This window comes from Parasphingopyxis sp., from assembly GCF_028279465.1.
GTDB lineage: Bacteria > Pseudomonadota > Alphaproteobacteria > Sphingomonadales > Sphingomonadaceae > Parasphingopyxis.
The window spans coordinates 166,121-188,434 of record NZ_JANQNS010000015.1; the positions used below are offsets into that span (position 1 = coordinate 166,121).

Consider the following 22,314-nt stretch of genomic DNA (forward strand, 5'->3'; position numbering starts at 1 on the left):
CGACGGAGAATAGAGATGCGCTACTTACCCCTTGAACCGTCCGACCGTCAGGCGATGCTGGCGAAGATCGGCGCGCCGGATATCGACGCGCTGTTCGCGGATGTGCCGGAAGAGGCGCGTCTCGACGGGCCGATCCGCGATCTGCCCAACCACGCATCGGAAATGGCGGTCGACGCGGCGTTCCGGAAGATGGCGCGCAAAAACAGCGCGGCGGCGGACATGCCTTTCTTCCTGGGCTGCGGCGCGTATCGCCATCATGTCGCGGCGAGCGTCGATCACCTGATCCAGCGCGGCGAATTCCTTACGGCTTATACGCCCTACCAGCCGGAAATCGCGCAGGGCACGCTGCAGATGCTGTTCGAATTCCAGACGCAGGTCGCGCGCCTGTTCGGAACCGATGTCGCCAACGCCTCCATGTATGACGGATCGACCGCCTGTTGGGAGGCGATCGTCATGGCGCGGCGGATCACGAAGCGGGGCAGGGCGATTCTCTCGTCCGGGCTGCACCCGCATTACGTCTCCGTCGCCAAGACCATGGCCCGTTTCACGCGGGACCAGATCGTGCATTCCGCCCCGGAACTTGTGGCGCAGGGCGATACGGACAGCTTGCTCGACCAGATCGACGACGACACGAGCTGCGTCGTCGTGCAATATCCGGATATTCTCGGCCGGATCGCCGATATGAGTGCGCTTGCGGACAAGGCGCATGCGCACAAGGCGCTGCTGATCGCGGTCGTCACCGAGCCCGTTGCGCTTGGCGCCTTGACGCCGCCCGGTGAGATGGGCGCGGATATCGTTGTCGGCGAGGGTCAGTCGATTGGCGTCGGCCTCAACTTTGGCGGGCCCTATGTTGGCCTGTTCGGCTGCAACCAGAAATATGTGCGGCAGATGCCGGGCCGCCTCTGCGGCGAGACTGTCGATGCGGAAGGCAAGCGCGGCTATGTGCTGACGCTTTCGACTCGCGAGCAGCATATCCGGCGCGAAAAGGCGACGTCCAATATCTGCACGAATTCAGGGCTTTGCGCGCTGGCTTTCTCAATCCATATGACATTGCTCGGTGAGGCGGGTCTGCGAAAGCTGGCGGCGATCAATCATGCGAAAGCGGTGCGCGCGGCCAATCGCCTCGCCGAGATTCCGGGCGTGGAGGTTGTCAACGACGCTTTCTTCAACGAGTTCACCGTCACGCTCCCGGAGCGGGCACGACGGATCGTCCGCACGCTGGCCGATCAGCGAATCTTGGCGGGCGTGTCCTTGAACCGGATGTATCCGGACGAGGAGGCGCTCGCGCACGGCCTGGTCGTCGCCGTCACCGAGACGACGAACGACGAAGACATCGAGACGCTGGCGGAGGCACTCGAGGCCGCTCTGGCGTCCACGCGCGAGGAGGTGCCGGCATGAGCATGAACAATCAGGGCCGCCCGACCCAGCCGGACATGGCCGAGGGTACCGTTAAGACCTTCACCGGCAATCGCGCATTGATGCTTGAGGAGCCGCTGATCTTCGAGATCGGTGCGGCTGAGGAAACCGGCGTCGATTTCGAGGACGTCCCGGAAACGGAGAGCCGGCTTGGCGGTCTCGAACGCAATCAGCCGATCGGGCTGGTCGGCCTGTCCGAACCCGAAACCGTGCGGCATTATACCCGCCTCTCGCGGATGAACTACGCCATCGATCTCGGCCTGTTCCCGCTCGGCTCGTGCACGATGAAGCACAATCCGCGGCTAAACGAACGCGTCGCCCGGATGAAAGGCTTTGCGGACATTCATCCGCTTCAGCCCGTTGATTCAGTGCAGGGGGCGCTGGAAGTGATTCACGATCTCGGCGAATGGCTATGCAAGCTGACGGGCATGCCGGCCGTGGCGATGAGCCCCAAGGCGGGCGCGCATGGGGAGCTGTGCGGGATTCTCGCGATCCGTTCGGCGCTCGAGGCGCGCGGCGATGCGCGCGAGGTGATTCTTGTGCCTGAAAGCGCACACGGCACCAATCCGGCGACCGCTGCCTTTGCCGGTTACCGGGTCGAAGATATCCCGGCGACGCCCGAGGGCCGCGTCGATCTGGCGGCGCTCGAAGAGCGGCTTGGCTCGGACGTTGCGGGTGTGATGATCACCAACCCGAATACCTGCGGTCTGTTCGAACCGGATATGAAGCGCATTTCGGACGCCGTGCATGCGGCGGGCGGCCTCGTCTATTGCGACGGCGCGAATTTCAACGCGATCGTTGGGCGCGTTCGCCCCGGCGATCTCGGCATCGATGCCATGCACATCAATCTCCACAAGACTTTCTCGACGCCGCATGGCGGCGGCGGACCGGGTTCAGGTCCCGTCGTTTTCTCCGAAGCGCTTGCGCCCTACGCGCCGTTGCCTTTCGTCGAAAAGCAGGGCGATCACTACGTCCTGATCGAGGAAGAAACGGCCGAGGATCACCACGCATCGAGCTTCGGCCGCATGGTCGCCTTCCATGGGCAGATGGGCATGTTCACCCGAGCCCTCGCCTATATGATGAGCCATGGCGCGGACGGCCTGAAACAGGTGGCCGAAGATGCCGTGCTCAACGCCAATTACCTGCTGCGCAGCCTCGAAGATGTGCTCGACGCGCCCTTTGGGGCGAGCGGGCCGTGCATGCATGAGGCGCTGTTCTCGGACAAAGGCTTTGCGGAAGGCTTCACGACTCTCGATCTCGCCAAGGCGCTGATCGACGAGGGCTATCATCCGATGACCATGTATTTCCCGCTCGTTGTCCATGGCGCGATGCTCGTCGAACCGACCGAGACTGAATCAAAAGACGCGCTCGATCAGTTCATCGGCGCGCTGCGTTCGGTCGTCGAACGGGCCAAGGCCGGAGACGAGACGATGCACGGTGCGCCAGTTCATGCGCCGCGCCGTCGGCTGGACGAGACCGCGGCGGCGCGCAAGCCGATCCTCGTTTGGCAGGAGCCGGAGCAGGCCGAAGCCGCCGAATAGTGGTTCAGCGGCTTACCGGGCTGTTCGCGCTGTGGACGATACTTGGCACGGCCTGGGCGTGGTTCATTCCCGAACATTTCCTCTGGGTCGTGGATGGGCGGTTCCAGCCATTCGGACAGCCGCTGATCAGCGTTCTGCTCGGCGTGATCATGCTTGGCATGGGGCTGACCCTGTCGTTTGACGACTTCAAACGGGTCGCGCAGATCCCGAAATGCGTAGCGGCCGGGGTCGCACTGCAATTCACCGTGATGCCACTCGCCGGGATCGCTATTGCTACCGGTTTTGCGCTGGAAACGGGCCTCGCGGTCGGACTTATCCTCGTCGCCTGCTGCCCGGGCGGCACGGCGTCCAATGTCGTCGCCTATCTGGCACGCGCCAATCTCGCCCTGTCGGTCACGATGACGATGGCGTCGACGCTGGTCGCAGTGATCGCGACGCCGCTGCTGACGGGCTGGCTTGCAGGCAAATATGTCGAGATCGATCGCTGGAACCTGTTCGTGAACATGGTGTCGATCGTGCTGATCCCCGTTGTTGCCGGCGTGCTGCTCAACCGCTTTTTCCCGCGTGCGACGGCAAGGATTGCAACGGTATCACCATTGGCGTCAGTCTTGGTCGTGGTGCTGATCGTCGGTGGGATTATCGCCGCTTCCAAGCCGTTGATCGAAACGCATTTCGGAACTTTGCTGCTCGCAGTCCTGCTGCTGCATATCTTCGGTTTCGGGCTGGGCTATCTGATCACACGCATGCTCGGTTTCGGCGTGAGCGAGCGCCGCACCATCAGCATCGAGGTTGGCATGCAGAATAGCGGGCTGGGATCGAGCCTCGCCTCCACGCCCGGTTTCGCGGCGCAGTTCGCAACGCCGATGCAGGCCGCGCTCGCACCGGTGCCGAGCGCGATCTCGGCTGTCTATCATGTCGTCATTGGCAGCTTGCTCGCGGCGATCTGGCGCCGCCGGTCAGCCGACACACGGTCAGAGAGCGTCCATGGAGGGTAACGAGATTTCGAGCGTAAAGCGCCATGCGCCGGCCACGCTGCGCAATCGCGAAGCGATAGCTACGGTCTTGCAGCGGATATTACCGGATGCGGGCCGGGTGCTGGAAGTCGCCAGCGGTTCGGGTGAGCATATCGTATATTTTGCGGACCGCTTCCCCGAACTCCAATGGCAGCCCAGCGATCCCGATGCGGCAAGCCAGGCATCTATCACCGCCTGGTCGGCGGATGCGCATCTGCCCAATATCGAGCCGGTGCTGGATCTGGATGCAGCGAGTGATCGATGGCCGGTTGCATCGGCCGATGCCATTTTGTGCATCAATATGATTCATATCAGTCCATGGGCGGCGACCGAGGGGTTGTTGAAGGGTGCCGCGCGGCTGCTTCGCTCGGGATCGCTGCTCTATCTTTACGGGCCGTTTCTCATTCCGGAGCGCGAAACCGCGCCCAGCAATCTGGATTTCGATCGCAGTCTGAAGGCGCGCAATCCGCACTGGGGCCTGCGTAGCATTGCCGATATCGAGCGCGCAGCGGCCGAGCGGGATTTCGTGCTCCAAGAGAGCGTCGACATGCCTGCCAATAATCTGTCCCTGATTCTGCACAAGCGTTGAAAAGCGCGGAAAAGAGCGGATTCCGGCAAAGCTTTCCGGTTTCTTTACCTTCTTCTGCTAGCCCTCGAAACTCCTGAAATCGCTATTATTTCCGCCGTTAGGAGTGGTTATGCGAAGCGCATCTCAGGGGGGCAAACGCAAGCGGGCGAAGCGTACGGCTTTGCTCACCAAGACCGCGCTTCGGGACGAGGCGGGCGGCGCCGGCGACGCGCGCATTCGCAATCTCTCCGAAAAGGGTCTTGGCGGCGTGACCAATATGAAGCTTGCGCCGGGCCTTACGGTTTCGATTACGCTGAAAGGCATCGGCTCGGTGAAGGGTCGCGTCGTGTGGACCAGCGGCAAATCCTTCGGCATGGAATTTGCCGAACCGATCGACCTCGATCAGCTGCACATGCCGAGCGGCGACATTGTCCAGGCGCCACCGCCATTTTCCGTCGCATCGCGCTATCAGCCCGTACAAGACTATAAACGCCCCGGCTTCACCCATCGGCGCTGATGCAATTCGAGAAAGATATAGGGAAGGTGGTAAGCCCTGCTGGGCTGGAACCTCAAAGGCTTCGATGCGCGTCCACCGTTTTGAGCTTAAGTTGGCCGACGCAAGGTCTGCGTCTGGGCCGAAAGCGGACATTCTGGAAGCAGGCTAGTTTGCGCGCTGTGAAAACAACGCAAGTCTGGCCAGTCACTAAAGAATGAGAAACTGCAGCCCGGGGTTTTCAAAACCCGATACTGGCGACAAAGTGGATGTGCGTCTCTCGCCCGCCAAGGAATGATCCGATGTTGAACTTCCTAAGATTTCCAATTGTCATAGTTCTCAGTTTTTTGGTGACAGTGGCTCTAGTCATTGCATTTCAGGCATGGATACCTTCTGTCGGAGGGCAAATCCTTGACCGGGTTTCTTCGATTGAAGATACGACTGCGTTGCTTTCGACAATGACCCAAGATCAGAAAGACAGTCATTTTTGGATGACCCTGCTGCTCGATTATGCGTTCCCGATCGCATATGGGGCGTTTTTTGCTGGCCTAGCGCTTCAGTTCCCTGGTCGCGTTGGCGTGGCCTTGGCAATTCCGGCCCTGCTGGTCATCATAGCGGATTTTGCCGAGAACACCGTGCAGCTGGTCGCCCTCAGCGGCAATGACGCGATGATATTCGCCAAGGAAGTGCTGACACCAGCCAAGAGTCTGTTTTTCCTCATTGCCGGAGTTATCGCCATCACATCATTGGTCTGGATCGCCGGTAAAGCTGTCTGGGCGCGACGGAATCGGACGACCGCGAGCTAGTCCGCGATCGGACTTCGCGATTACCGAGCTTGACACTGCTAGCCCAGACAGATTTGGACACCTCTGAAGTTCGAGAGGCACTGCTCACTGCGACGTATGATCAAAACGCTTATGTTAGGCTGAAGCTATCTGTGGGCTCGCTGAGCGCCACAAACCGACCGCGCTGCCACTTGTTCAGCGCGAGCTGCGTGAAGAGAATGTGGCCTTGCAGATATTTGAAGCGGCTGAGCTACTGGCAGACCCCTCTCTCATTCAGGATCTGCGAGATTTTTCGTCTAACTCGGACGACAGTCAGTTTAACGCACTCGTGGAAAGAGCCCTTGCTCCTTGCGAAGCTGCTTGTTGACGAGGTTATGTCTTTAAATGAGGCGCAAAGCGGACATTCGAGGTACCGATTGACTGCGTGACGGGCCGGCTAGTTTCGACGCCGCAATGCCCATCAGGTCGAAGCTCTAGGCTGAATCGCCAATTGTGCTACATTTGTGTGATACAAATCAGGAAATTTGCTCATAAATCATTGATATTATTACGGTGGTGAGCCCTGCTGGGTTCGAACCAGCGACCTACTGATTAAAAGTCAGTTGCTCTACCAACTGAGCTAAGGGCCCGACCACCGCGTGCGACCTAGGGACGGTTGGGCTTGCGGTCAACCGGTGTGTTGCGCTGCAGCCGGCGATAGAGCTGGCGGATCGTGCGGCCGCTCACCGGATGACGCCAATCCGGTGCGATTTCGACCAAGGGCGCCAGCACGAAATGGCGTATCGATAGTAGGGGGTGCGGAATAGTCAGCGCATCATCCGCCCAGCATCCGCTGGACCAGAGCAATATGTCGATATCGATGACCCTGTCGCCCCAGCGCTGCCCGGCGCGGCGGCCGAGTTCCCGCTCGATCACCTTGCATAGCGCGAGCATAGCGGGCGGATCATGATCCGTATGAATGCGCGCGGCAGCATTGGCATAGTTACGGCTGCCGGGTCCGAGCGGTGGCGTCGCGCGGATTGCCGAGCATCGTTCGATCTCGATGCCATGGGACTGTAAGCCCGTTATAGCTCGCGTAATTGTGCGACGCGGCGGTCCGCCGCGATAGCGGTTCGATCCAAGGCCGATCAGATAGCTTGTTTTTGACACGTCCGCCCGCCTATCGCAGCGCGATGACTGACGCCAGCGCCGCGCCATCGCCCGATTGCCAGCTTTGTCCGCGGCTGGCCGGTTTTCGCGTCAAGCAGCGCGTCGCGCATCCGGACTGGTTCAATGCGCCCGTGCCGGGGTTCGGCGATCCCGATGCCTGGCTTGCAATTGTGGGCCTTGCGCCCGGCCTTACCGGCGCGAACCGCACCGGGCGGCCCTTTACCGGCGATCATGCCGGCGGATTGCTTTACAAGACATTGGCCAAGGTCGGGATGATGCGCGGCGATTATGGTGGGCATGCTCAGGACGGGGTTACACTGGATGGCGCGATGATCCTCAACGCCGTGCAATGCGTTCCGCCGCAGAACAAACCGACTGCGGCCGAGATCAATATGTGCCGCCAGTTTCTCGTCGCGGCGCTCGAGTGCCTTCCGCGGCTTTGCACGATCATTGCGCTCGGCACCGTGGCGCACGCGTCCGTCTTGCGCGCGCATGGCGAGGTGCCGGGGCGATACAAATTCGGCCATGGCGCGGAGCACGCGCTGCCGGGCGGACATCTTCTGATCGATAGCTATCACTGCTCGCGCTACAACCAGAACACCGGTCGGTTAACCGATACGATGTTCGAAGCGGTGTTCGCGCGAGCAGTGGCGTTGCGATCCTAACGCGCCTTGCGGAAGAGCAAAGTCATCCGGTCGCTTTCGCCGATAGCGGCATATTCCTCGCGATTTTCGTCGCCGCGCGCGAAGGTGGGCGGCAGACGCCATACGCCGGTGTCGGTATCCGCCGGGTCGTTCGGATTGGCGTTGATCTCACTCGAATCGACCAGTTCGAAACCGTTGCGCTCCATCAACGCGATGATGTCGGCTTCGCGGACATAGCCATTGCTGCCATCGGCATGCTCATCGGCCCAGTCGGCGGGCGCACGGTGTTGCACCACGCCGATCATGCCATCAGGGACGAGCGCGTTGCCCAACATCGCAATCTCGGCATCGGCGATGCCCCAGCGCATCATATTGTGCAGCATGCGCACGATCAGGACGCGATCGACCTGGCCATTTAGCGCGGCAGGGATTTCGTCGGTGAAGTGGATGGGCAGCGCGGCGGCGTCGATGCCCATGGCCTCGGCCATGCGCGCGCTCCAACTGGCCACACCCTCGCGGACGCGTGTGCGGGTGTCGTCGTCGAAAACCTCGATGCTGTCGGGATTGAAGACGACACCGACAAACTGGCCATCGTCTACGAGATAGGGCGCCAGCACGCGGGTGTACCATCCGCCGCCAGGCGCATACTCGATAACAGTATCGCCCGGCCCGGTCTGGAAGAATTCCAGTGTCTCGGCGGGATGGCGATACTGATCCCGCGCCCGGTCGTCGGCGCGAATGTCCGAAGCGAGAACGGTTTCCAACGCCGCGGACGCATTACCGGATTGTGCCTGTGCCGGAACGGTGCCAGCGGCAAGCGGCACCATGCCGATAGCGAGCAAGGTAAAAAAATGAGTCTTCATTGTGCATCTCCTCTGAAACCCGCGATTGCCGGGTGCGCAAAAGAAATGCGGCCCAGCCTTCTATTGTGTGTCGGAAGATAGCGTGCGGACTGGAGATCGGCAGAGTCGTTTGTCGAAAAACCTGCCGTTGATCGATGGCTGCGTGCGATACATCGCAGGCGGCCAGCGATTTCGGCGCAGACTGCGGCCAGGCTGTGGTTGCGATATCGCTTCGGCACCGGGTGCCGGGATTTCATTGTCAGAACACTGCAACAGCAATGTTCTGACAATAAGGCCCTTTAGCGCGCCTTGCGAAACAGCAGCGTCATCCGATCGCTCTCACCGATCGCCATATAGCGGTCGCGATCCTGATCACCATGCGTCAGAACAGGCGGGAGCGCCCATACGCCCGGATCATGATTGGCGGCATCGTTCGGGTTGGCGTTGACTTCGGACGTCGAAACCAGTTCGAAGCCATTCAGGCGGAACAGGTCGATGACGTCCTGCTGCTTCAGATAGCCGCGGGTGCCGCGCGAGCGTTCCCAGGTTTCGCTGGCTGGCGCGCGATGCTGCACGACACCAACCATGCCGTCATCGGCGAGCATGGCGCGGATATTGCGGATCTCGCTATCGGCGATCGTGCCGTTGCGCAGGCCATGGATCGAGCGGAAGATCAGCACGCGGTCGATGGTGCCGGCCAGTCCCTCAGGCACCTGGTCGCTTTCGAAAGCTGTGACCGACGCGGCGGAGACGCCCGTCCATTCTTCGACACTGGCTGGGAAACGCTGTGGCCAGCTTTCGACGCGGGCGCGCTGTTCGTCCGTCAGTTCACGGCGCGCACTATCCGCGGTCACGGCCAAATAACGGCCTTGCGGCGCGACATAGGGCGCGAGCACGCGCGTATACCAGCCACCGCCCGGCGCATATTCCGCTACAGTCATATTGGGCTGCACCTGGAAGAAATTGAGCGTTTCGGCCGGATGGCGATACCGGTCGCGCGCGCGGTCGTCGGCACGGAAATCCGCTGCGAGCACCGTATAAAGACCGCTCTGCGCCGGGGCCGTTTCCGTCGCTGCCGATTCAGCCTGTGGCTGCTCTGCCGGACCCAGAACGCGGTCGAGTACGCGATCGAGCACCGATCGTTCGCGCGGCTGTTCTTCGCCCTGTGCCTGAAAAGCCAGGGCAGGCGTGGCGACAGCCGCGCCGACGGCAATCATCAAAGCAATAGTGCGGGTCATTCTACTCTCCTGTTAAGATCGTCGTTCTCGATAATGTGGTACGGCGCTTGCCGCACCCTTTAGCGGTGTTAACTACCCGCAGCCGGATCAGTTCCGCAATCGAAAAGCGCGTGATGCCAGTATAGACGACCTCACTCGTTGTACGAAGAAATCTGCCACAGCAGCTTTTGTTCGAACGATTGCAGCGGTATAGCGCGCGGTTTATTCGGGACATGAAGCAGTTAGGGGCTATCATGGACATAAGGATGAGCGCGTTCGCGGCGGCGCTGGTCGTCGCGACGCCGGTATCGGCACAACAACTCGACAATCCGGCCGAGGCATTTGGCAGCCGCGAGGCGGTCCGCTCGATCGCCTTGTCGCCGAGCGGCAACCGGGTCGTCTATCTGGGGCCGGGGCCCGGTGAGGAAACTCGGGCCTATGTTGCAGATGTTGGGGCAAGCCGCTCCCAAATCGTGACGTTGACAGACGGCGACCCGATGGAGCTCGACTGGTGCCGGTTCGTCAGTGAAGACCGGGTTGTGTGCCAGATTTACGCGATGGTGCAGGATCCCCATCAAATCTATCCGGTTACCCGGCTGTTTGCGGTTGACGATGATGGTTCGGACGCGCGGACACTTGGGCAACGCGACAATATGTATCGCAACAACCGGCAATTTGACGGCTCGATCATCGACTGGCTGCCCGACGAAGAGGGCGTCGTGATGATGACCCGCGTCTATGTGCCCGAGCAGTATCGTGGTGCGACCCGGGTCGTTGACGATGACGAGGGACTGGGCGTCGTTCGCATCGATACCGTGGATGGCGATTTCAATCGTATCGAGCGCCCGATCTGGCAGAATGTGCGATTTCTAAGCGACGGACATGGAACGGTCCGCATGCGCGCAACGATATCCGTGCGGGGCGCTACGGGCATGGCCGGAGCGAACCGCAACTATTATTACCGTTTGCCGGACAGCAATGCGTGGCGCAATTTCGGCACTTACAACGGACTCGAAAATACCGGCTTCCTGCCTGTAGCAATCGATCGCGATCTCAACGCGGTATACGGTTTCGAACGGCACAACGGCCGCGATGCTGTGTTTCGCGTGACGCTGAACGAAACGCTGGATCGGGAGCTTGTCTATGCCCATCCGGAAGTCGATGTCAGTCGATTAGTCCGGATCGGCCGCGAACGCCGCGTGATCGGAGTCGGCTATTCGGAAGACGAGAATGTCGTCGAATATTTCGATCCTGAGTACCGCGCGTTGCATCGTGCGCTTGTGAGCGCCTTGCCCGGCAATCCCCAAGTGACGTTTCTGGATGCGAGCGACGATGAGAACCGTTTACTTGTGCGTGCCGGCGCAGCCACAAGCCCTGGGCGCTATTATGTGTTCGACAAGACAGCCCAATCCTTGAACGAGATATTGCTCGCGCGCCCGGAGCTAGAAAATGTGGCGCTCGCGGAGGTGCTACCCGTTCGATATCCGGCCACGGATGGAACGATGATCCCGGCCTATCTGACGCTTCCACCCGGCAGCGATGGCAGGAATCTGCCCGCAATCGTAATGCCGCATGGCGGGCCTGAATCCCGGACTACGCTCGGGTTCGACTGGCTGCCGCAATTCTTCGCGCATCAGGGTTATGCGGTTTTGCAACCAAACTTTCGCGGCTCCTATGGCTATGGCGATCAATGGCTTGTGGAAAATGGTTTCCGCAGTTGGGAAACTGCGATCGGCGATGTGAACGATGGGGCCCGCTGGTTGATTTCTGAGGGCATAGCCAATGCCGATCAGATTGCCGGAGTCGGTTGGTCCTATGGGGGCTATGCGGTGTTGCAGTCCGGCGTTTTGGAACCCGGATTGCTCAGGGCGATTGTTGCCGTCGCCCCGGTAACCGATTTGCCCGCGCTTCGCCAGGACGCAATGGCGTTCAGCAACGGCCGCAATGTCGCGGAATATATCGGATCGGGCCCGCATCTGACGGCAGGTTCGCCCGCGCGGCATGCCGATCGCATAACCGCGCCCGTACTGCTGTTTCACGGCGATCAAGACATCAATGTCGATATCGGCCAGGGGCGCCGCATGCATGACCGGCTGAACGATGCTGGCCGCGTGAGCGAACTGATCGTCTTCGAAGGGCTCGATCATGGGCTTCGCGATTCCGACGCGCGGACCCGCATGCTCGAGCGCAGTGACAGCTTCCTCCGCGAGGCGCTGGGGCTTTAGGTCAGTATTCGCAAGGCTCGCCGTCCGGAGTGCGTCCCGCTTCGCCGGGCCGGTACTCGCAAGCGACATTTGGGGCGAGATCGGCGGCGGCGAACCATGTATCCTTCATTTCCATGGCGGCGAACATCGGGGCCTGGTCGGCATAGTGCGGTGAATCCGGGCGGGTAGTCGCCGTGCCGAACTGGTGCACGCTGCGCGAATAGACGCGGCCTCCGGCATCCCAGCCGATCTCCATGATATAGCTGTCGCCGGCCCATGCCGCATGGGCGCCATCTTCCGGGTCGCCCCAGTAGATCGCCCGGAGCGCGTCGGGACCGCCGGTTATCGGCAAATCCGTCTCGCCACGCCGCAGTCGCAGAACATCGCCGAGCGGCACGTCGAGCCGGCCATGCGTCTCTATCAGAAAGCGGACAGCACCTTCGAAAGTCTCGCGCGGGTCGGGGAGCGCATCGCCGCGATAGGCGGCCATCATGATGTGGCGCAGGACGAGCGCGGCAAGTGCGTCGGCAGAACCTTCGCCGTCGAGCGTCCAGTCCCAGCTCGCGAGCAATTGCTGCGCATCCGACAGATCGCCCGGTTCGAAATTCAGGCTCGCTATCTGCCGGAAATATGAGCCGGCTGCCGATTGCCGGGAATAGCCGGCATCATATTTGATCCGGCGGAGCTCGGGCCAGCCGATCATGCCCTCGATTGCCGCGAGCAGCTCGGCCGCGCGGTACATGCGGTTCGTTTCGTTACTTTCGACGCCGAGCAGTGGCGAGAAGCTGGCGCAATCGAGATTATCGGCTTCGGCGGTCGCGATGCAGGGTGTGCTGTTCGTGTCGAAAAGATAGCCGGACGCCGGATCGACCAGAAAGGGCATAGCTTCGAACGACGCATCGTCAGTCCACAAGGTGTCGCTCGTGTCGCCTGGTAAGATGCCGCGCCAATCGAAGCCTTCGGCACGCGCCGGGAAGCGGGCATTGTAGAGCCGCGCGATCCGGCCATCGGCATCGGCGTAGATGAAGTTGGTGGCCGGTATCGCCTGCATCCGCATAACCTCGAGCCATTCATCGAAATTCTGCGCACGCGTGAGGCGATAATATTGTTCGACCTGCCGGATCTCTCCAATCCCGGCATAGCGGATCGCGAAGGCGCCATTGTCGTTGACCATCACCGGACCGTGAATCGATCGATAGACGGTTTCGGGAATGGGCAGCACGAATGGCCCCATGCGGACATGCAGCCAGATGCGGCGGCTTTCCAGCTCCCGCCATTCGCCGTCGAAACGATAAGCGTCGCCATCTTCGTTCAGCGTCAATTCGTAGACATCGACGAGATCGGGGCGGTTGACCGTATTCGCCCAGCCGATCCGCTGATTATGACCGAGCAGGGGGACTGGCGCGCCCGGAAACAGGCCGCCCATCATGTCGAGCCCCTCGGCGCTCGTCACATGCGCTTCGTACCAGGCGACGGGACCGGTCCAGGGCTGATGCGAGTTGACGATGAGCTTGGTCTCGCCATCCGGATCGCGGCTCGGCGCGACGGCGAAGGCGTTGGACCCGCGCTCATCAGGCGGTTCGCCATTGCGCGGCGGGTCTTCGCTCGCCGCAAGCGCACTCAGCGTCCGGTCGATCCCGTAGAAGAAGGGGGAGGTGAAGGCGAAACCGGTCGCCACATCCTGGCCGGTTACCGGAAACAGTCCGCGCAGACGCAACTCTTCGGGATGCTCGGACGCATAGAGGTTGATGCCATCGGCATAGGCCTCGATCAGCGCGCGGGTATCGGTCGAGAGCTCTCTTTCATAGCCCTCTTCGACATCGCTGCGTGCATCGAACAGGTGGAAAGCATAATCCTGCGCTGCGCCTTCCGCCCCCGTGAGTTCGCCAAGCCGGCCGTGCGAACTCGCAAGTACCTCCTGCAGTGTCGCGAAATCGTCTTCGGCATGGGCATAGGCGAGGCCGAACGCGGCATCGGCATCCGTCTCTCCCATTATGTGCGGAACGCCCCAGCTATCGCGCCGTATTACGACATCATATTCGGCTTCGGGCGCGGCGATCTGTTGCTGACGGGCATACCATTGGCTGTTGAGCGCCGCGTTGATGCCCGCCAGCAAGACGAGAATCGCCACTATGACCCCGAGGATCCTCGCCAGTTTTCTTATCATGATTGCCCGTCCGATTTCCCGCCTGCCACACCATTGGCGCACGCGGGCGTCAGATCAAGCGCGGAAAGCGGGTCAGAGATCGCCCAGCCGGCAGCCCCGGGCTTCGAGTATCGGTTTCATCTCGGCATAGACGGCTGGGTGACGGGTCAGCGGGATCGTAGGATAGAGATGATGGATCAGGTGAAACTGCATACCCAGCGAACCGATATTGCCCAGCTTGCTGCGCCAAGACCGGGTGTTGCGATAGCGCCCTTTCTCCTCCGCCGGATGATGCGGCGCCCAGGAAAGAAAGAAGATGATGTAGATCAGGCCGAATTGGCGGGGTAGCCACCAGAGAAATATGGCTTCGAGCGCATAACCGCTCCACGCCAGAGCACAGAGCGTGCCGAAGAATAGGAGCTTATAGATCGCCCCGTCGAGGATCACGTCCTCGCGCCCCATCTGTTGCAAGACGGCGCCATAATTGTTGAGGCCGCTTTGCGAGCCGGGTTGCTGGCTCAGGATGGTTCGGCGGATGGAATCCAGGGGGCCTTTCGCCTTCGTGCCATGATCCGGATCGCGGTTGGGATCGTTGGTATGCTTGTGATGCTCGTAATGCGTGAGCCGCGCGACGCGATAGGGCAGGACGAGCGGGATCAGCGAGACATGGCCGATAAGCTCGTTGAGCCAGCGCCATTTGGTGCCCTTGCGGCCGATAATGTCATGCTGGGCTTCGTGCGAGGGCAGATAGCATAAGGTCACATTGGCGCAGGCGATCAGAAAGCCAACCCCTAGCGGCAATGTGCCGGTCATCACGAGCGGCCAGAGTGCCAGCCAGATCGCAAAATTGCCAAGGCCCCAAGCGACCATCAGCCACGGGACGCCGCCCATATATTTATGCGCGATCGCCTGTTCTGCGCGGATCAGCTCTTTTTTCGTCATGCCGGCGAACCGTCCGCCGTGCGACGTTACGGCGTCCATGAGACCCAGCTCCCTCTGATTTGCGCGTAGAGCCCCCATAGCCCGCCCAAAGCGAATCCGGCGGCCAGCGGGCTCAGCCCCAATGGCGGCGCCCAGTCCAGCGCGCCGAGAATCTGGGCGGTCGCGGGCGGTATAAACAGCAAACCGAAGAGCAGGGGGCCAAAGCGAAAGCCGGTCTTGAGTATCTGCAACAGCATGCGCGTCTCCTAAGCCGCCTTGACCACCACGCGGGATTCGGCAAGCGCCGCTATCCGGTCGAGAAGTGTCGTGCGAAACGCGTCCGTGGCATCTGCCGCCATACACACGTAAAAACCGCGCAGGGCGATACACCGAAACTCTTCGATCGAAATCATCCGATGAGTCCAGTCATACAAGGCCGTCCGGTATAACGCGTACATCTGTTCACCGAGCGTGCCGCTGGCGATATCGCCCCGCAACAAGCCTTCGCGCTGGCCCGCGCGGCAGGCCTGGGCCGCCATCTCGGTCGATCGCGCGTGAATCCAGCCCGAACGGCCCAGATGATCCTCCCGGGAATCGATATGCTCGCCGGCAATCATGGCGGCGCGGAAGAAATTCTCATCGGCTTCGAAGATGGCGGTCGACTGGATCACGACGGCCTCGGCTTGTTCGAGAGCTGGCACGTCGCCGAAACTCTCCAGCGCGTCTTCGATCCGGGTTACGGCCTGCTCGATAAGGGCGACGAGCACCGCATCTTTGGAGCCTATCAGATTGTAGATGGTAGGAACGGTAACCGATGCGGCCTCGGCTAAGGCGCGCAGGTTCAGCGCATCAAAGCCCTGTTCCCCAATCACACGCTGCGCCTCTCCGAGAATGGCGTCCCGGCGTCGCTGCTTGTTTACAGATCGCGTGGTCGATTCGGCCATGCGCATTAATTTGCACAGCGTTATAATTTAATCAACGTTAAAATTATTTGGCGCGCCGCTAATGATCTTCGAGCCGGCAGCCACGGGCCTCCAATATCGGGCGGAGTTCGCGATAGGCGGCGGGTGTCCGTGTGAGAGGAATCGAGGGATGGAGGTGATGGACGATGTGATACTGCATGCCCATTGATGCGATATTGCCGACCGCGCTCCGCCAATAACGGGTGTTCCGGTAGCGTCCGGTTTCGACCGCCGGGTGATGCGGAGCCCAGCTTAGGAAGAACTGGATATAGGCTGTGCCGATATGGCGGGGCAGCCACCAAAGGAGCAGCGCCTCGATGCCGAACCCGGCCCAGGCCAGCGCGCAGAGAATACCGTAAAAGACGAACTGATAGATCAACCCGTCAACGACAACGTCCGGGCGGCCGATCTTGATCAGGGCGTCGCGATATCCGCGCAGACCGCGATTGGAACCCGGCTGGCGGTTTTTGAGGCTGACCCAGATCATATGCCAGGGGCCATTGGCGCGCATGCTGTAGTCGGGATCGCGTTCGGGATCGTTGGTGTGCTTGTGATGCTCGAGATGCGTGAGCTTGGCCGCGCGATAAGGCAGGACTAGGGGAATGGTCGACACATGGCCCACAAGCTCGTTGAGCCAACGCCATTTCGTACCCTTGCGGCCGATAATGTCATGCTGGGCCTCGTGCGAGGGCAGGTAGCAGAGAATGACGTTGAGCGTCGCGATGGGGAATGCCGCCCAGACCGGAACGATACTAAATATGACGAGCGGCCACAGCGAGAGCCAGATTGCGAAATTGCCCAGCCCCCAGGCAACCGCGAACCAGGGCACGCCGCCCATATGGGCGCGCGCGATATTCTGTTCGCGCTGGGCGAGCAGTTTGTTGCCCTCTGCGGCGATGGATTTGAGTTCGCTCAGGGCCGCCATGTCAGCCAGCTTCCCCGCCATTGGGCATAGACGCCCCAAATGCCGCCGAGCAGAAATCCAGCGAGCAAGGGTGTCATCCCGAGCGGCGGCGTCCAATCTAGCACGGTCAGAATCTGTGCCGTGACAGGCGGAATGAACAACAGCCCGAACAGCAGCGGGCCGAGTTGAAAGCCAGTCTTGAGAACAGCAATCAGCATCGCGTCTACACTATTCCGTTCGTTTTCGTATGAGCGGATGTGTAGGGAAGATTGCTAAATAACTGCCTAACAACGGTTAATTTTTGCTGCGCTAGCGAAAAAAGGCGATCTGGCTCGTCAGGGCGAGCAGCGCGCCATCCTGCGACCAAATCCGCGTATGCTGGTCGCTCATGCCACGGCGCACGCGATTGCTGTCGCTTTCCACCAATATATGGTCGTTTCCGATCGCGGCGAGTTCATCTTCGGTCGCAAACTGAAAGAAGCTGTACGATACGGTCGAGCTGAAACGCGGGGTATCGGCCAGGAAGAAGGCGCGCGGCATCGGCACATCCGAGATGGCCGCCAGGCCTTTGCTATCCAGAGGACGGCCGTCTCCGTCGCGTATCCACACAGCGCTGCGCGGCCGGTCCTGCACGGTAAAGGGTGCGCCGATGACGATGCGCTGATCGAAATGTCCGAACCAGCGTGGGCCCATTCCGGGAGGAAAGGCCAGTCTTTCTGTGTCTTCGGGCGCTTTCACCTCCGGCATGACGGGCTGATAGGCGAGATCGGTTTCCTGACGGTCCGACAGGACAATATCCGCACTGAATACCAAGGGGCCATCGAGGGTGTCTTGCCGCAATTCTGAGCGATAAAAGCTGGTGCGTTTGCCAGATCGCAGGGTCTCGACACGAACGAAAACGGTACCGCCCTGGATGGCTGAAACGAAGACGGCATTGATGTTGGCGAGCGTACCCGCGACACCAGCCTCGCGTGTCACCGCACCAAGCGCCAGCGCAATTGCCCATCCGCCAAAGGCGCTGTCCATGTTCCAGAATATCTCGGTCATAGCCCGCGAATAAGCGCCGTCGCCATGCGCGCGCAGTTTCGTCTCGGTGTCGAGGATGTATTTCATTCTTTGCTCCAATCCTGGGCGGTTGCATAGCGGCTTCAACGATGCGTTGATCAATGGTCGATCGCAGTTTCCGGGAGTTAATGCTAATGAAACTGTGATGGGTCGAATTCTGCTTTCCGCAATTTTCCTTTTTTGCGCCGTTGCCGCGACTATTCGTCCTTCGGCGGACGCCGCCATGACGGTCCTTTGGCAGAATATGGGACCTTTCGAATCGCCCGAAAGCGCAGCTATCGATCTCGTGCAGGAGGCGATATTTGTCTCGAATGTCAGCGGGTACGAACGAAACGGGGCCGGTTTCATCAGTCGCTTGTCGCTGGATGGCGAAATGGTAGACCGGCAATGGCTCGCAGGGCTGAATGCGCCGACCGGACTTGCGGTACAAGGCGAGACGTTGTGGGTTGTCGATTTCGATCGACTTGTCGAAGTGGATATTCCAACGGCGTCTGTCCGCCGATCCTACCCCGTCGCCGATACTGATCCGCTTTTGAACGACATATCGGTTGGTCCGGATGGCAATGTCTTTGTAACCGGCTCAGCGAGCAACACAATTTACAGGCTTTCCGATGACCAACTCCTTGCTTGGCGAAGGGACGACGAGATTCTCCGGTTCGCGAACGGTATCTCGGTGTCAGCGGATCATGTCATTGTTGCTGCATACCATTTGGTGAAGATTGATCGCAGTGACGGCACCATCACGGAACCTATCGGTGATCCCGAACATTTATACGATCTTGAATCGGTCGTCTCTCTATGTCCCGGCCGTTATCTGATTTCGGTAATCGGAAACCGGCCGCTATACAGTTTGGAGGCTGGTGGCCGGACGGTCGCCATTGCAAGCCATGAGCCCTATTTGGCGGATTTCGATATTGCGAGAGATATGCTTGTCGTGCCTAGCGGAGATATGGTCGTGGCGTTCCGACTGTCCGAAAGTCTGCATTGCGATGGCTGACGATTTCGACTTGGCCTAAATGAAAAAGGGCGGCCCGCAAGCCGCCCTTTTGGAATGGGATCCTCCCCGAACCTTTAACGCGAATAGAATTCGACGACGAGGTTGGGTTCCATCTTCACCGGATAGGGCACTTCGTCGAGCGTCGGTACGCGGGTGAAGACGACTTTGGACGTACCGTCGGGCACGACATATTCCGGAATCTCGCGCTCGTTGAGGCTCTGGGCTTCGAGTACCAGCGCCATTTCCTGGGCCTTGGCGCGGAGGGTGATTTCGTCGCCCGGCTTGATCGTACGGGATGGGATGTTGCACTTGCCACCATTGACGCGGACATGGCCGTGATTGACGAGCTGGCGCGCGGCGAAGATCGTCGGCGCGAATTTGGCGCGATAGACGATCATGTCGAGCCGCTGCTCGAGAATACCGATGAGGTTCTGCGACGTATCGCCCTTCATCCGGCTCGCCGTGGTATAGGCGCGCTTGAACTGTTTCTCGGTGATATCACCATAATAGCCCTTGAGCTTCTGCTTAGCGCGCAGCTGTACACCGAAGTCGGACAGCTTGCCCTTGCGGCGCTGGCCGTGCTGGCCGGGGCCATATTCGCGGCGGTTTACCGGGCTTTTGGGGCGACCCCAGATGTTTTCACCCATCCGGCGGTCAAGTTTATATTTGGCGCTCTTGCGCTTCGACATCAGTCGTCTCCAATTTGCTTCATGTCAGGGTCCCGGAACGCACCGCCATGCCTGATGCATAACGCGGCCACCACTTCACCGGGGTGCGGGGCCAATTGCGAAGGCGCGCATGTGGCGTCTGTAAGGCCCAAAGTCAAGGGATTTCGGGCGGTATGAACCCGCCGCGCCGCTTCAATGCACAATGAAAAGCGGCACCGGCGGACGCCGCAGCATATGACGCGTGACGCCGCCGAAAATCAGCTCGTTCAGTCGCGAACGGCTATAGCCGCCCATCACGATATAGTCGGCCGCCAGATCGCGGGCTTGTCCGGCGAGCGTCGCGGAGACATCTTCGGCTTTTTCGGCGTCGATATGGTCTATCTTTGCAACGCCATGATCGGCCAGATATTCGACGGCCCGCGCGGCGGGGAAGCGCCGGATATCCTTGTCAATCGTCACGACGTGAACATCCGCTGCCGCGCGCAGTACGGGGAGCGCGGCGCGCATGGCGAGGGCGGATTGCGCGCTGCCGTTCCAGGCGATCATCGCGGTGCCGCTGCAATCAAAGGTTTCAATGTCTGTCGGCACGATCAGGATGGGAGTAGGGCATCGCAACAGCAGCGTCTCCGCAATCGGCTCGACCATCGCGCCGCCGCTGCTTTCCCGCATCGGACTGATGACGACGATATCGGCCAACGGCGCTTCCTCGACAAGCGCGTCCACCACATTGCCGCGATGTTCGTGCCACTCCCATTCCACATCGTAGTCCGCCATACGGGCCTCAATGATCTGACGGATCTGGCGCGCTTCGCGCTGTTCGTCTTCGGCAAGGCGGGCCATGCCGCTGGCGCTGATCGCCTGTCCTGCGCTTGGCGCCGTATGCGCGTACACGCAGACCAAAGCGCCGTTGAATGATCGTGCCAAGGCGGTCGCTGCAGTAAGGCGCGATTCCAGCCCATGATCATCATGAACCGGTAGCATGATCCGCTTCGGGCCGATGGTCGCCATGTTGGTCATTCTCCTTTTCCAATAATCATCAATCCGCGCTGTTCATCGACAATGGTGCGCGCTGCATCGTCCGGGAATCCGATGCCCGTCAGCACCTGTTCGCACAGTTCCAGACTGGCCTCGACGGTTTCCGGAACGGCGCTCGCAGCACCCTGTTTCTGCAACTCGTGCGCATGGCTGGCGTCGCGCGCCCGTGCCATAATCGGCACGTGCGGCCATTCCGCGTGCACCGCCTGGATAACATGAGCGGCGGACCCTGGCTCGTCCATCGTCGTGGCGAAGGCCGATGCGCGCTCGATCCCGAGATGCCTTAGCAGGTCGGGCTGGCTCGCATCGCCGAAATAGACACTTGCGCCGTCCGCGCGTTCGCGCGCGACCAGCTCCGGATCGCTGTCAATCGCGACATAGGGCACCCGCTGTTCGTCGAGGAGTTGCGCCAGCATCTTCCCGACGCGGCCGAAACCGCCGATGATAACCGGATTGCCGTCCTTCATCGGTTCGTCGTCGGCAGACAGGTCAGCGTCGCGTGCCCGGATCGCTTTGCCGGCGCGCCGCCCGGCGATCGCGAGCAGCGGGGTCAGGAACATGGTGACGATGACGACGAGCAGAATGAACTGGGCGACTTCCGGATCGAGCAGCGCATAGGACAGAGCGGCTGCGATGACGACGAAGGCGAATTCGCCGCCCTGGCTCATCAATATGGCCGTTTCCGCGGCCACATCCTTGGGCAGCCGCCAGATCCGCGCCAGCGTGTAGATGATCGTGCCCTTCAGTATCAGCAGGCCGAGTACCGACAGCAATACCCAGCCGATACTCGCCCAGACCGCGAGGATATCGAGGCTCATGCCGACGGAGATGAAAAACAGGCCGAGCAGCAGGCCCTTGAACGGTTCTATATCGCTCGCAATCTGATGCCGGTATTCGGTACCGGCGAATAACAAGCCGGCGAGGAACGCCCCGAGCGCCATGGAAAGGCCGGCCTCGGCAGTCAGCGCCGCCGTGGCGAGAACCAGCAGCACAACGGCGGCCATAAACACCTCGCGGCTGCCTGTGCCGCCGACGAACTGCAGGAAGGGCCGCACGATGACCCGGCCGATCAGGAAGATAGCACCGATGACGAGTAAAGCTTCGCCAATCGCCCAGACCGCCGCCAGCGCCAGCGATCCCTCCACCGATGCTCCCGCGACGCCGACGAAGAAAAGGATCGGCACGACGGCCAGATCCTGGAGCAGCAAGATACCGAAGCTGGACCGGCCGGCGGGTGCGCTGAGCCGCCGGGTTTCGGTCAGCAATTGCATCACGAGCGCCGTCGAGGAGAGGGCAAGGCACAATCCGAAGATGGTCGCGGCAACGAGCGAGTTGCCGAACAGATAGGCGATAACGCCGATCGCGATGGCGCTCACCGTGACCTGAGCGGCGCCGAGGCCAAAGACGAGCCGCCGCATACCCCATAATTGTGCGACCGACAGTTCGAGCCCGATGGTGAAAAGCAGGAAGATTACACCGAGTTCGGCGACCCGGCTGACGCCCTCGATATCGGCGATCACCATATATTCGAGAACCGGTGTATCGCCGACCAGCCGACCGATTCCGTACGGTCCTATGATGAGGCCAACGAACAGAAATCCGAGCACCGGACTGATGCCAGCACGGCGCACCAGCGGCACGACGAGCCCGGCCGCAACGAGGAAGATGATGATTTCCCGGAGGTACGGGATTTCGGGATGCACTATGGAGTCCTTGTCTCGCTGCTCTCGCTCTCGACTTTCAA

22 protein-coding genes and 1 tRNA gene are annotated in these 22,314 nt (G+C 60.7%); 9 read left to right on the forward strand and 14 right to left on the reverse strand.

Features of this window, described 5'->3' with window-relative positions:
* The first annotated feature begins 15 nt into the window (after window positions 1-15).
* From gcvPA to Q0974_RS10205, 6 genes are all read left to right on the forward strand, one after another.
* On the forward strand, window positions 16-1,398 hold the full coding sequence (gcvPA, locus tag Q0974_RS10180; RefSeq protein WP_299327202.1) for an aminomethyl-transferring glycine dehydrogenase subunit GcvPA: 1,383 nt from the start codon (window positions 16-18) through the stop codon (window positions 1,396-1,398).
* Window positions 1,395-2,957 carry an aminomethyl-transferring glycine dehydrogenase subunit GcvPB gene (gene gcvPB / locus Q0974_RS10185; protein WP_299327204.1) on the forward strand — a complete coding sequence of 521 codons (1,563 nt, stop codon included), beginning with the start codon at window positions 1,395-1,397 and terminating at the stop codon, window positions 2,955-2,957. The genes gcvPA and gcvPB overlap by 4 nt, the downstream gene beginning before the upstream one ends.
* Complete coding sequence (locus Q0974_RS10190) at window positions 2,957-3,952, forward strand: bile acid:sodium symporter family protein (RefSeq protein ID WP_299327206.1); 996 nt, start codon at window positions 2,957-2,959, stop codon at window positions 3,950-3,952. Before gcvPB ends, Q0974_RS10190 begins: the two co-directional genes overlap by 1 nt.
* Window positions 3,942-4,559 carry a DUF938 domain-containing protein gene (locus Q0974_RS10195; protein ID WP_299327208.1) on the forward strand — a complete coding sequence of 206 codons (618 nt, stop codon included), beginning with the start codon at window positions 3,942-3,944 and terminating at the stop codon, window positions 4,557-4,559. Before Q0974_RS10190 ends, Q0974_RS10195 begins: the two co-directional genes overlap by 11 nt.
* A 109-nt stretch (window positions 4,560-4,668) precedes the next feature.
* Window positions 4,669-5,055 carry a PilZ domain-containing protein gene (locus Q0974_RS10200; RefSeq protein WP_299327210.1) on the forward strand — a complete coding sequence of 129 codons (387 nt, stop codon included), beginning with the start codon at window positions 4,669-4,671 and terminating at the stop codon, window positions 5,053-5,055.
* 278 nt (window positions 5,056-5,333) lie between these two features.
* Window positions 5,334-5,837 carry a hypothetical protein gene (locus Q0974_RS10205; protein WP_299327212.1) on the forward strand — a complete coding sequence of 168 codons (504 nt, stop codon included), beginning with the start codon at window positions 5,334-5,336 and terminating at the stop codon, window positions 5,835-5,837.
* Between the two features lie 532 nt (window positions 5,838-6,369).
* Here the strand turns inward: Q0974_RS10205 and Q0974_RS10210 are convergent.
* Window positions 6,370-6,445, reverse strand: a tRNA-Lys gene (locus tag Q0974_RS10210).
* A gap of 16 nt (window positions 6,446-6,461) precedes the next feature.
* The gene (gene folK / locus Q0974_RS10215) at window positions 6,462-6,965 is read right to left on the reverse strand and encodes a 2-amino-4-hydroxy-6-hydroxymethyldihydropteridine diphosphokinase (RefSeq protein ID WP_299327214.1); all 504 of its coding nucleotides are present in this window, start codon (window positions 6,963-6,965) and stop codon (window positions 6,462-6,464) included.
* Window positions 6,966-6,988: 23 nt separating this feature from the next.
* On the opposite strand from folK, the gene Q0974_RS10220 reads away from it, so the two are divergent.
* Window positions 6,989-7,630, forward strand: a complete 642-nt coding sequence (locus Q0974_RS10220) for a uracil-DNA glycosylase (protein WP_299327216.1) — start codon at window positions 6,989-6,991, stop codon at window positions 7,628-7,630.
* On the opposite strand, the gene Q0974_RS10225 is transcribed toward Q0974_RS10220, so the two are convergent.
* Together Q0974_RS10225 and Q0974_RS10230 are read right to left on the reverse strand one after the other, a co-directional pair.
* A complete protein-coding gene (locus Q0974_RS10225; RefSeq protein WP_299327218.1) occupies window positions 7,627-8,472 on the reverse strand; it encodes a methyltransferase in 846 nt (281 codons plus the stop codon). The genes Q0974_RS10220 and Q0974_RS10225 overlap by 4 nt on opposite strands.
* A gap of 278 nt (window positions 8,473-8,750) precedes the next feature.
* A complete protein-coding gene (locus tag Q0974_RS10230; protein WP_299327220.1) occupies window positions 8,751-9,689 on the reverse strand; it encodes a hypothetical protein in 939 nt (312 codons plus the stop codon).
* Window positions 9,690-9,934: 245 nt separating this feature from the next.
* Here Q0974_RS10230 and Q0974_RS10235 point away from each other — a divergent pair, with 245 nt between their 5' ends.
* Window positions 9,935-11,893: a prolyl oligopeptidase family serine peptidase gene (locus Q0974_RS10235; protein WP_299327222.1), complete on the forward strand. Its 1,959-nt coding sequence runs from the start codon at window positions 9,935-9,937 to the stop codon at window positions 11,891-11,893.
* 1 nt (window position 11,894) lies between these two features.
* Here the strand turns inward: Q0974_RS10235 and Q0974_RS10240 are convergent, their stop codons facing one another.
* The 7 genes from Q0974_RS10240 to Q0974_RS10270 all read right to left on the reverse strand — a co-directional run bounded on the left by Q0974_RS10240 (window position 11,895) and on the right by Q0974_RS10270 (window position 17,918).
* Window positions 11,895-14,003, reverse strand: coding sequence for a penicillin acylase family protein (locus Q0974_RS10240; RefSeq protein ID WP_299327224.1), 2,109 nt, complete (start codon window positions 14,001-14,003; stop codon window positions 11,895-11,897).
* A gap of 108 nt (window positions 14,004-14,111) precedes the next feature.
* Window positions 14,112-14,999, reverse strand: coding sequence for a fatty acid desaturase (locus Q0974_RS10245; protein WP_299327226.1), 888 nt, complete (start codon window positions 14,997-14,999; stop codon window positions 14,112-14,114).
* Window positions 14,987-15,196, reverse strand: coding sequence for a hypothetical protein (locus Q0974_RS10250; protein ID WP_299327228.1), 210 nt, complete (start codon window positions 15,194-15,196; stop codon window positions 14,987-14,989). The genes Q0974_RS10245 and Q0974_RS10250 overlap by 13 nt, the downstream gene beginning before the upstream one ends.
* 9 nt (window positions 15,197-15,205) lie before the next feature.
* Window positions 15,206-15,883, reverse strand: a complete 678-nt coding sequence (locus Q0974_RS10255) for a TetR/AcrR family transcriptional regulator (protein WP_299327230.1) — start codon at window positions 15,881-15,883, stop codon at window positions 15,206-15,208.
* A 58-nt stretch (window positions 15,884-15,941) separates the two neighbouring features.
* Complete coding sequence (locus tag Q0974_RS10260; RefSeq protein ID WP_299327232.1) at window positions 15,942-16,826, reverse strand: fatty acid desaturase; 885 nt, start codon at window positions 16,824-16,826, stop codon at window positions 15,942-15,944.
* Window positions 16,814-17,023, reverse strand: coding sequence for a hypothetical protein (locus Q0974_RS10265; protein ID WP_299327234.1), 210 nt, complete (start codon window positions 17,021-17,023; stop codon window positions 16,814-16,816). Before Q0974_RS10265 ends, Q0974_RS10260 begins: the two co-directional genes overlap by 13 nt.
* A gap of 91 nt (window positions 17,024-17,114) precedes the next feature.
* Window positions 17,115-17,918, reverse strand: coding sequence for a thioesterase family protein (locus Q0974_RS10270; RefSeq protein ID WP_299327236.1), 804 nt, complete (start codon window positions 17,916-17,918; stop codon window positions 17,115-17,117).
* Between Q0974_RS10270 and Q0974_RS10275 the strand changes: the two genes are divergently transcribed.
* Window positions 17,908-18,867, forward strand: a complete 960-nt coding sequence (locus Q0974_RS10275; protein WP_299327238.1) for a hypothetical protein — start codon at window positions 17,908-17,910, stop codon at window positions 18,865-18,867. The genes Q0974_RS10270 and Q0974_RS10275 overlap by 11 nt on opposite strands.
* A 74-nt stretch (window positions 18,868-18,941) precedes the next feature.
* Here the strand turns inward: Q0974_RS10275 and rpsD are convergent, their stop codons facing one another.
* From rpsD to Q0974_RS10290, 3 genes are all read right to left on the reverse strand, one after another.
* Window positions 18,942-19,556 (reverse strand): 30S ribosomal protein S4, encoded by a 615-nt coding sequence (gene rpsD / locus Q0974_RS10280; protein WP_299327240.1) that lies wholly within the window; start codon window positions 19,554-19,556, stop codon window positions 18,942-18,944.
* A gap of 171 nt (window positions 19,557-19,727) precedes the next feature.
* Entirely contained in the window at window positions 19,728-20,552 is an 825-nt protein-coding gene (locus tag Q0974_RS10285; protein ID WP_299327242.1) for a universal stress protein, read from the reverse strand.
* Window positions 20,549-22,273 (reverse strand): cation:proton antiporter, encoded by a 1,725-nt coding sequence (locus Q0974_RS10290; RefSeq protein ID WP_299327244.1) that lies wholly within the window; start codon window positions 22,271-22,273, stop codon window positions 20,549-20,551. Before Q0974_RS10290 ends, Q0974_RS10285 begins: the two co-directional genes overlap by 4 nt.
* Between the last annotated feature and the right edge of the window lie 41 nt (window positions 22,274-22,314).

Excerpts from the sequence above, each read along its gene's own strand:
- gcvPA (WP_299327202.1), top strand. The coding sequence starts at position 16 with ATGCGCTACTTACCCCTTGAACCGTCCGACCGTCAGGCGATGCTGGCG.
- gcvPB (WP_299327204.1), top strand. The coding sequence starts at position 1,395 with ATGAGCATGAACAATCAGGGCCGCCCGACCCAGCCGGACATGGCCGAG.
- Q0974_RS10195 (WP_299327208.1), top strand. The coding sequence starts at position 3,942 with ATGGAGGGTAACGAGATTTCGAGCGTAAAGCGCCATGCGCCGGCCACG.
- Q0974_RS10200 (WP_299327210.1), top strand. The coding sequence starts at position 4,669 with ATGCGAAGCGCATCTCAGGGGGGCAAACGCAAGCGGGCGAAGCGTACG.
- Q0974_RS10205 (WP_299327212.1), top strand. The coding sequence starts at position 5,334 with ATGTTGAACTTCCTAAGATTTCCAATTGTCATAGTTCTCAGTTTTTTG.
- Q0974_RS10220 (WP_299327216.1), top strand. The coding sequence starts at position 6,989 with ATGACTGACGCCAGCGCCGCGCCATCGCCCGATTGCCAGCTTTGTCCG.
- Q0974_RS10225 (WP_299327218.1), bottom strand. The coding sequence starts at position 8,472 with ATGAAGACTCATTTTTTTACCTTGCTCGCTATCGGCATGGTGCCGCTT.
- Q0974_RS10230 (WP_299327220.1), bottom strand. The coding sequence starts at position 9,689 with ATGACCCGCACTATTGCTTTGATGATTGCCGTCGGCGCGGCTGTCGCC.
- Q0974_RS10235 (WP_299327222.1), top strand. The coding sequence starts at position 9,935 with ATGAGCGCGTTCGCGGCGGCGCTGGTCGTCGCGACGCCGGTATCGGCA.
- Q0974_RS10245 (WP_299327226.1), bottom strand. The coding sequence starts at position 14,999 with ATGGACGCCGTAACGTCGCACGGCGGACGGTTCGCCGGCATGACGAAA.
- Q0974_RS10250 (WP_299327228.1), bottom strand. The coding sequence starts at position 15,196 with ATGCTGTTGCAGATACTCAAGACCGGCTTTCGCTTTGGCCCCCTGCTC.
- Q0974_RS10255 (WP_299327230.1), bottom strand. The coding sequence starts at position 15,883 with ATGGCCGAATCGACCACGCGATCTGTAAACAAGCAGCGACGCCGGGAC.
- Q0974_RS10260 (WP_299327232.1), bottom strand. The coding sequence starts at position 16,826 with ATGGCGGCCCTGAGCGAACTCAAATCCATCGCCGCAGAGGGCAACAAA.
- Q0974_RS10265 (WP_299327234.1), bottom strand. The coding sequence starts at position 17,023 with ATGCTGATTGCTGTTCTCAAGACTGGCTTTCAACTCGGCCCGCTGCTG.
- Q0974_RS10275 (WP_299327238.1), top strand. The coding sequence starts at position 17,908 with ATGTATTTCATTCTTTGCTCCAATCCTGGGCGGTTGCATAGCGGCTTC.
- Q0974_RS10270 (WP_299327236.1), bottom strand. The coding sequence starts at position 17,918 with ATGAAATACATCCTCGACACCGAGACGAAACTGCGCGCGCATGGCGAC.
- rpsD (WP_299327240.1), bottom strand. The coding sequence starts at position 19,556 with ATGTCGAAGCGCAAGAGCGCCAAATATAAACTTGACCGCCGGATGGGT.
- Q0974_RS10285 (WP_299327242.1), bottom strand. The coding sequence starts at position 20,552 with ATGACCAACATGGCGACCATCGGCCCGAAGCGGATCATGCTACCGGTT.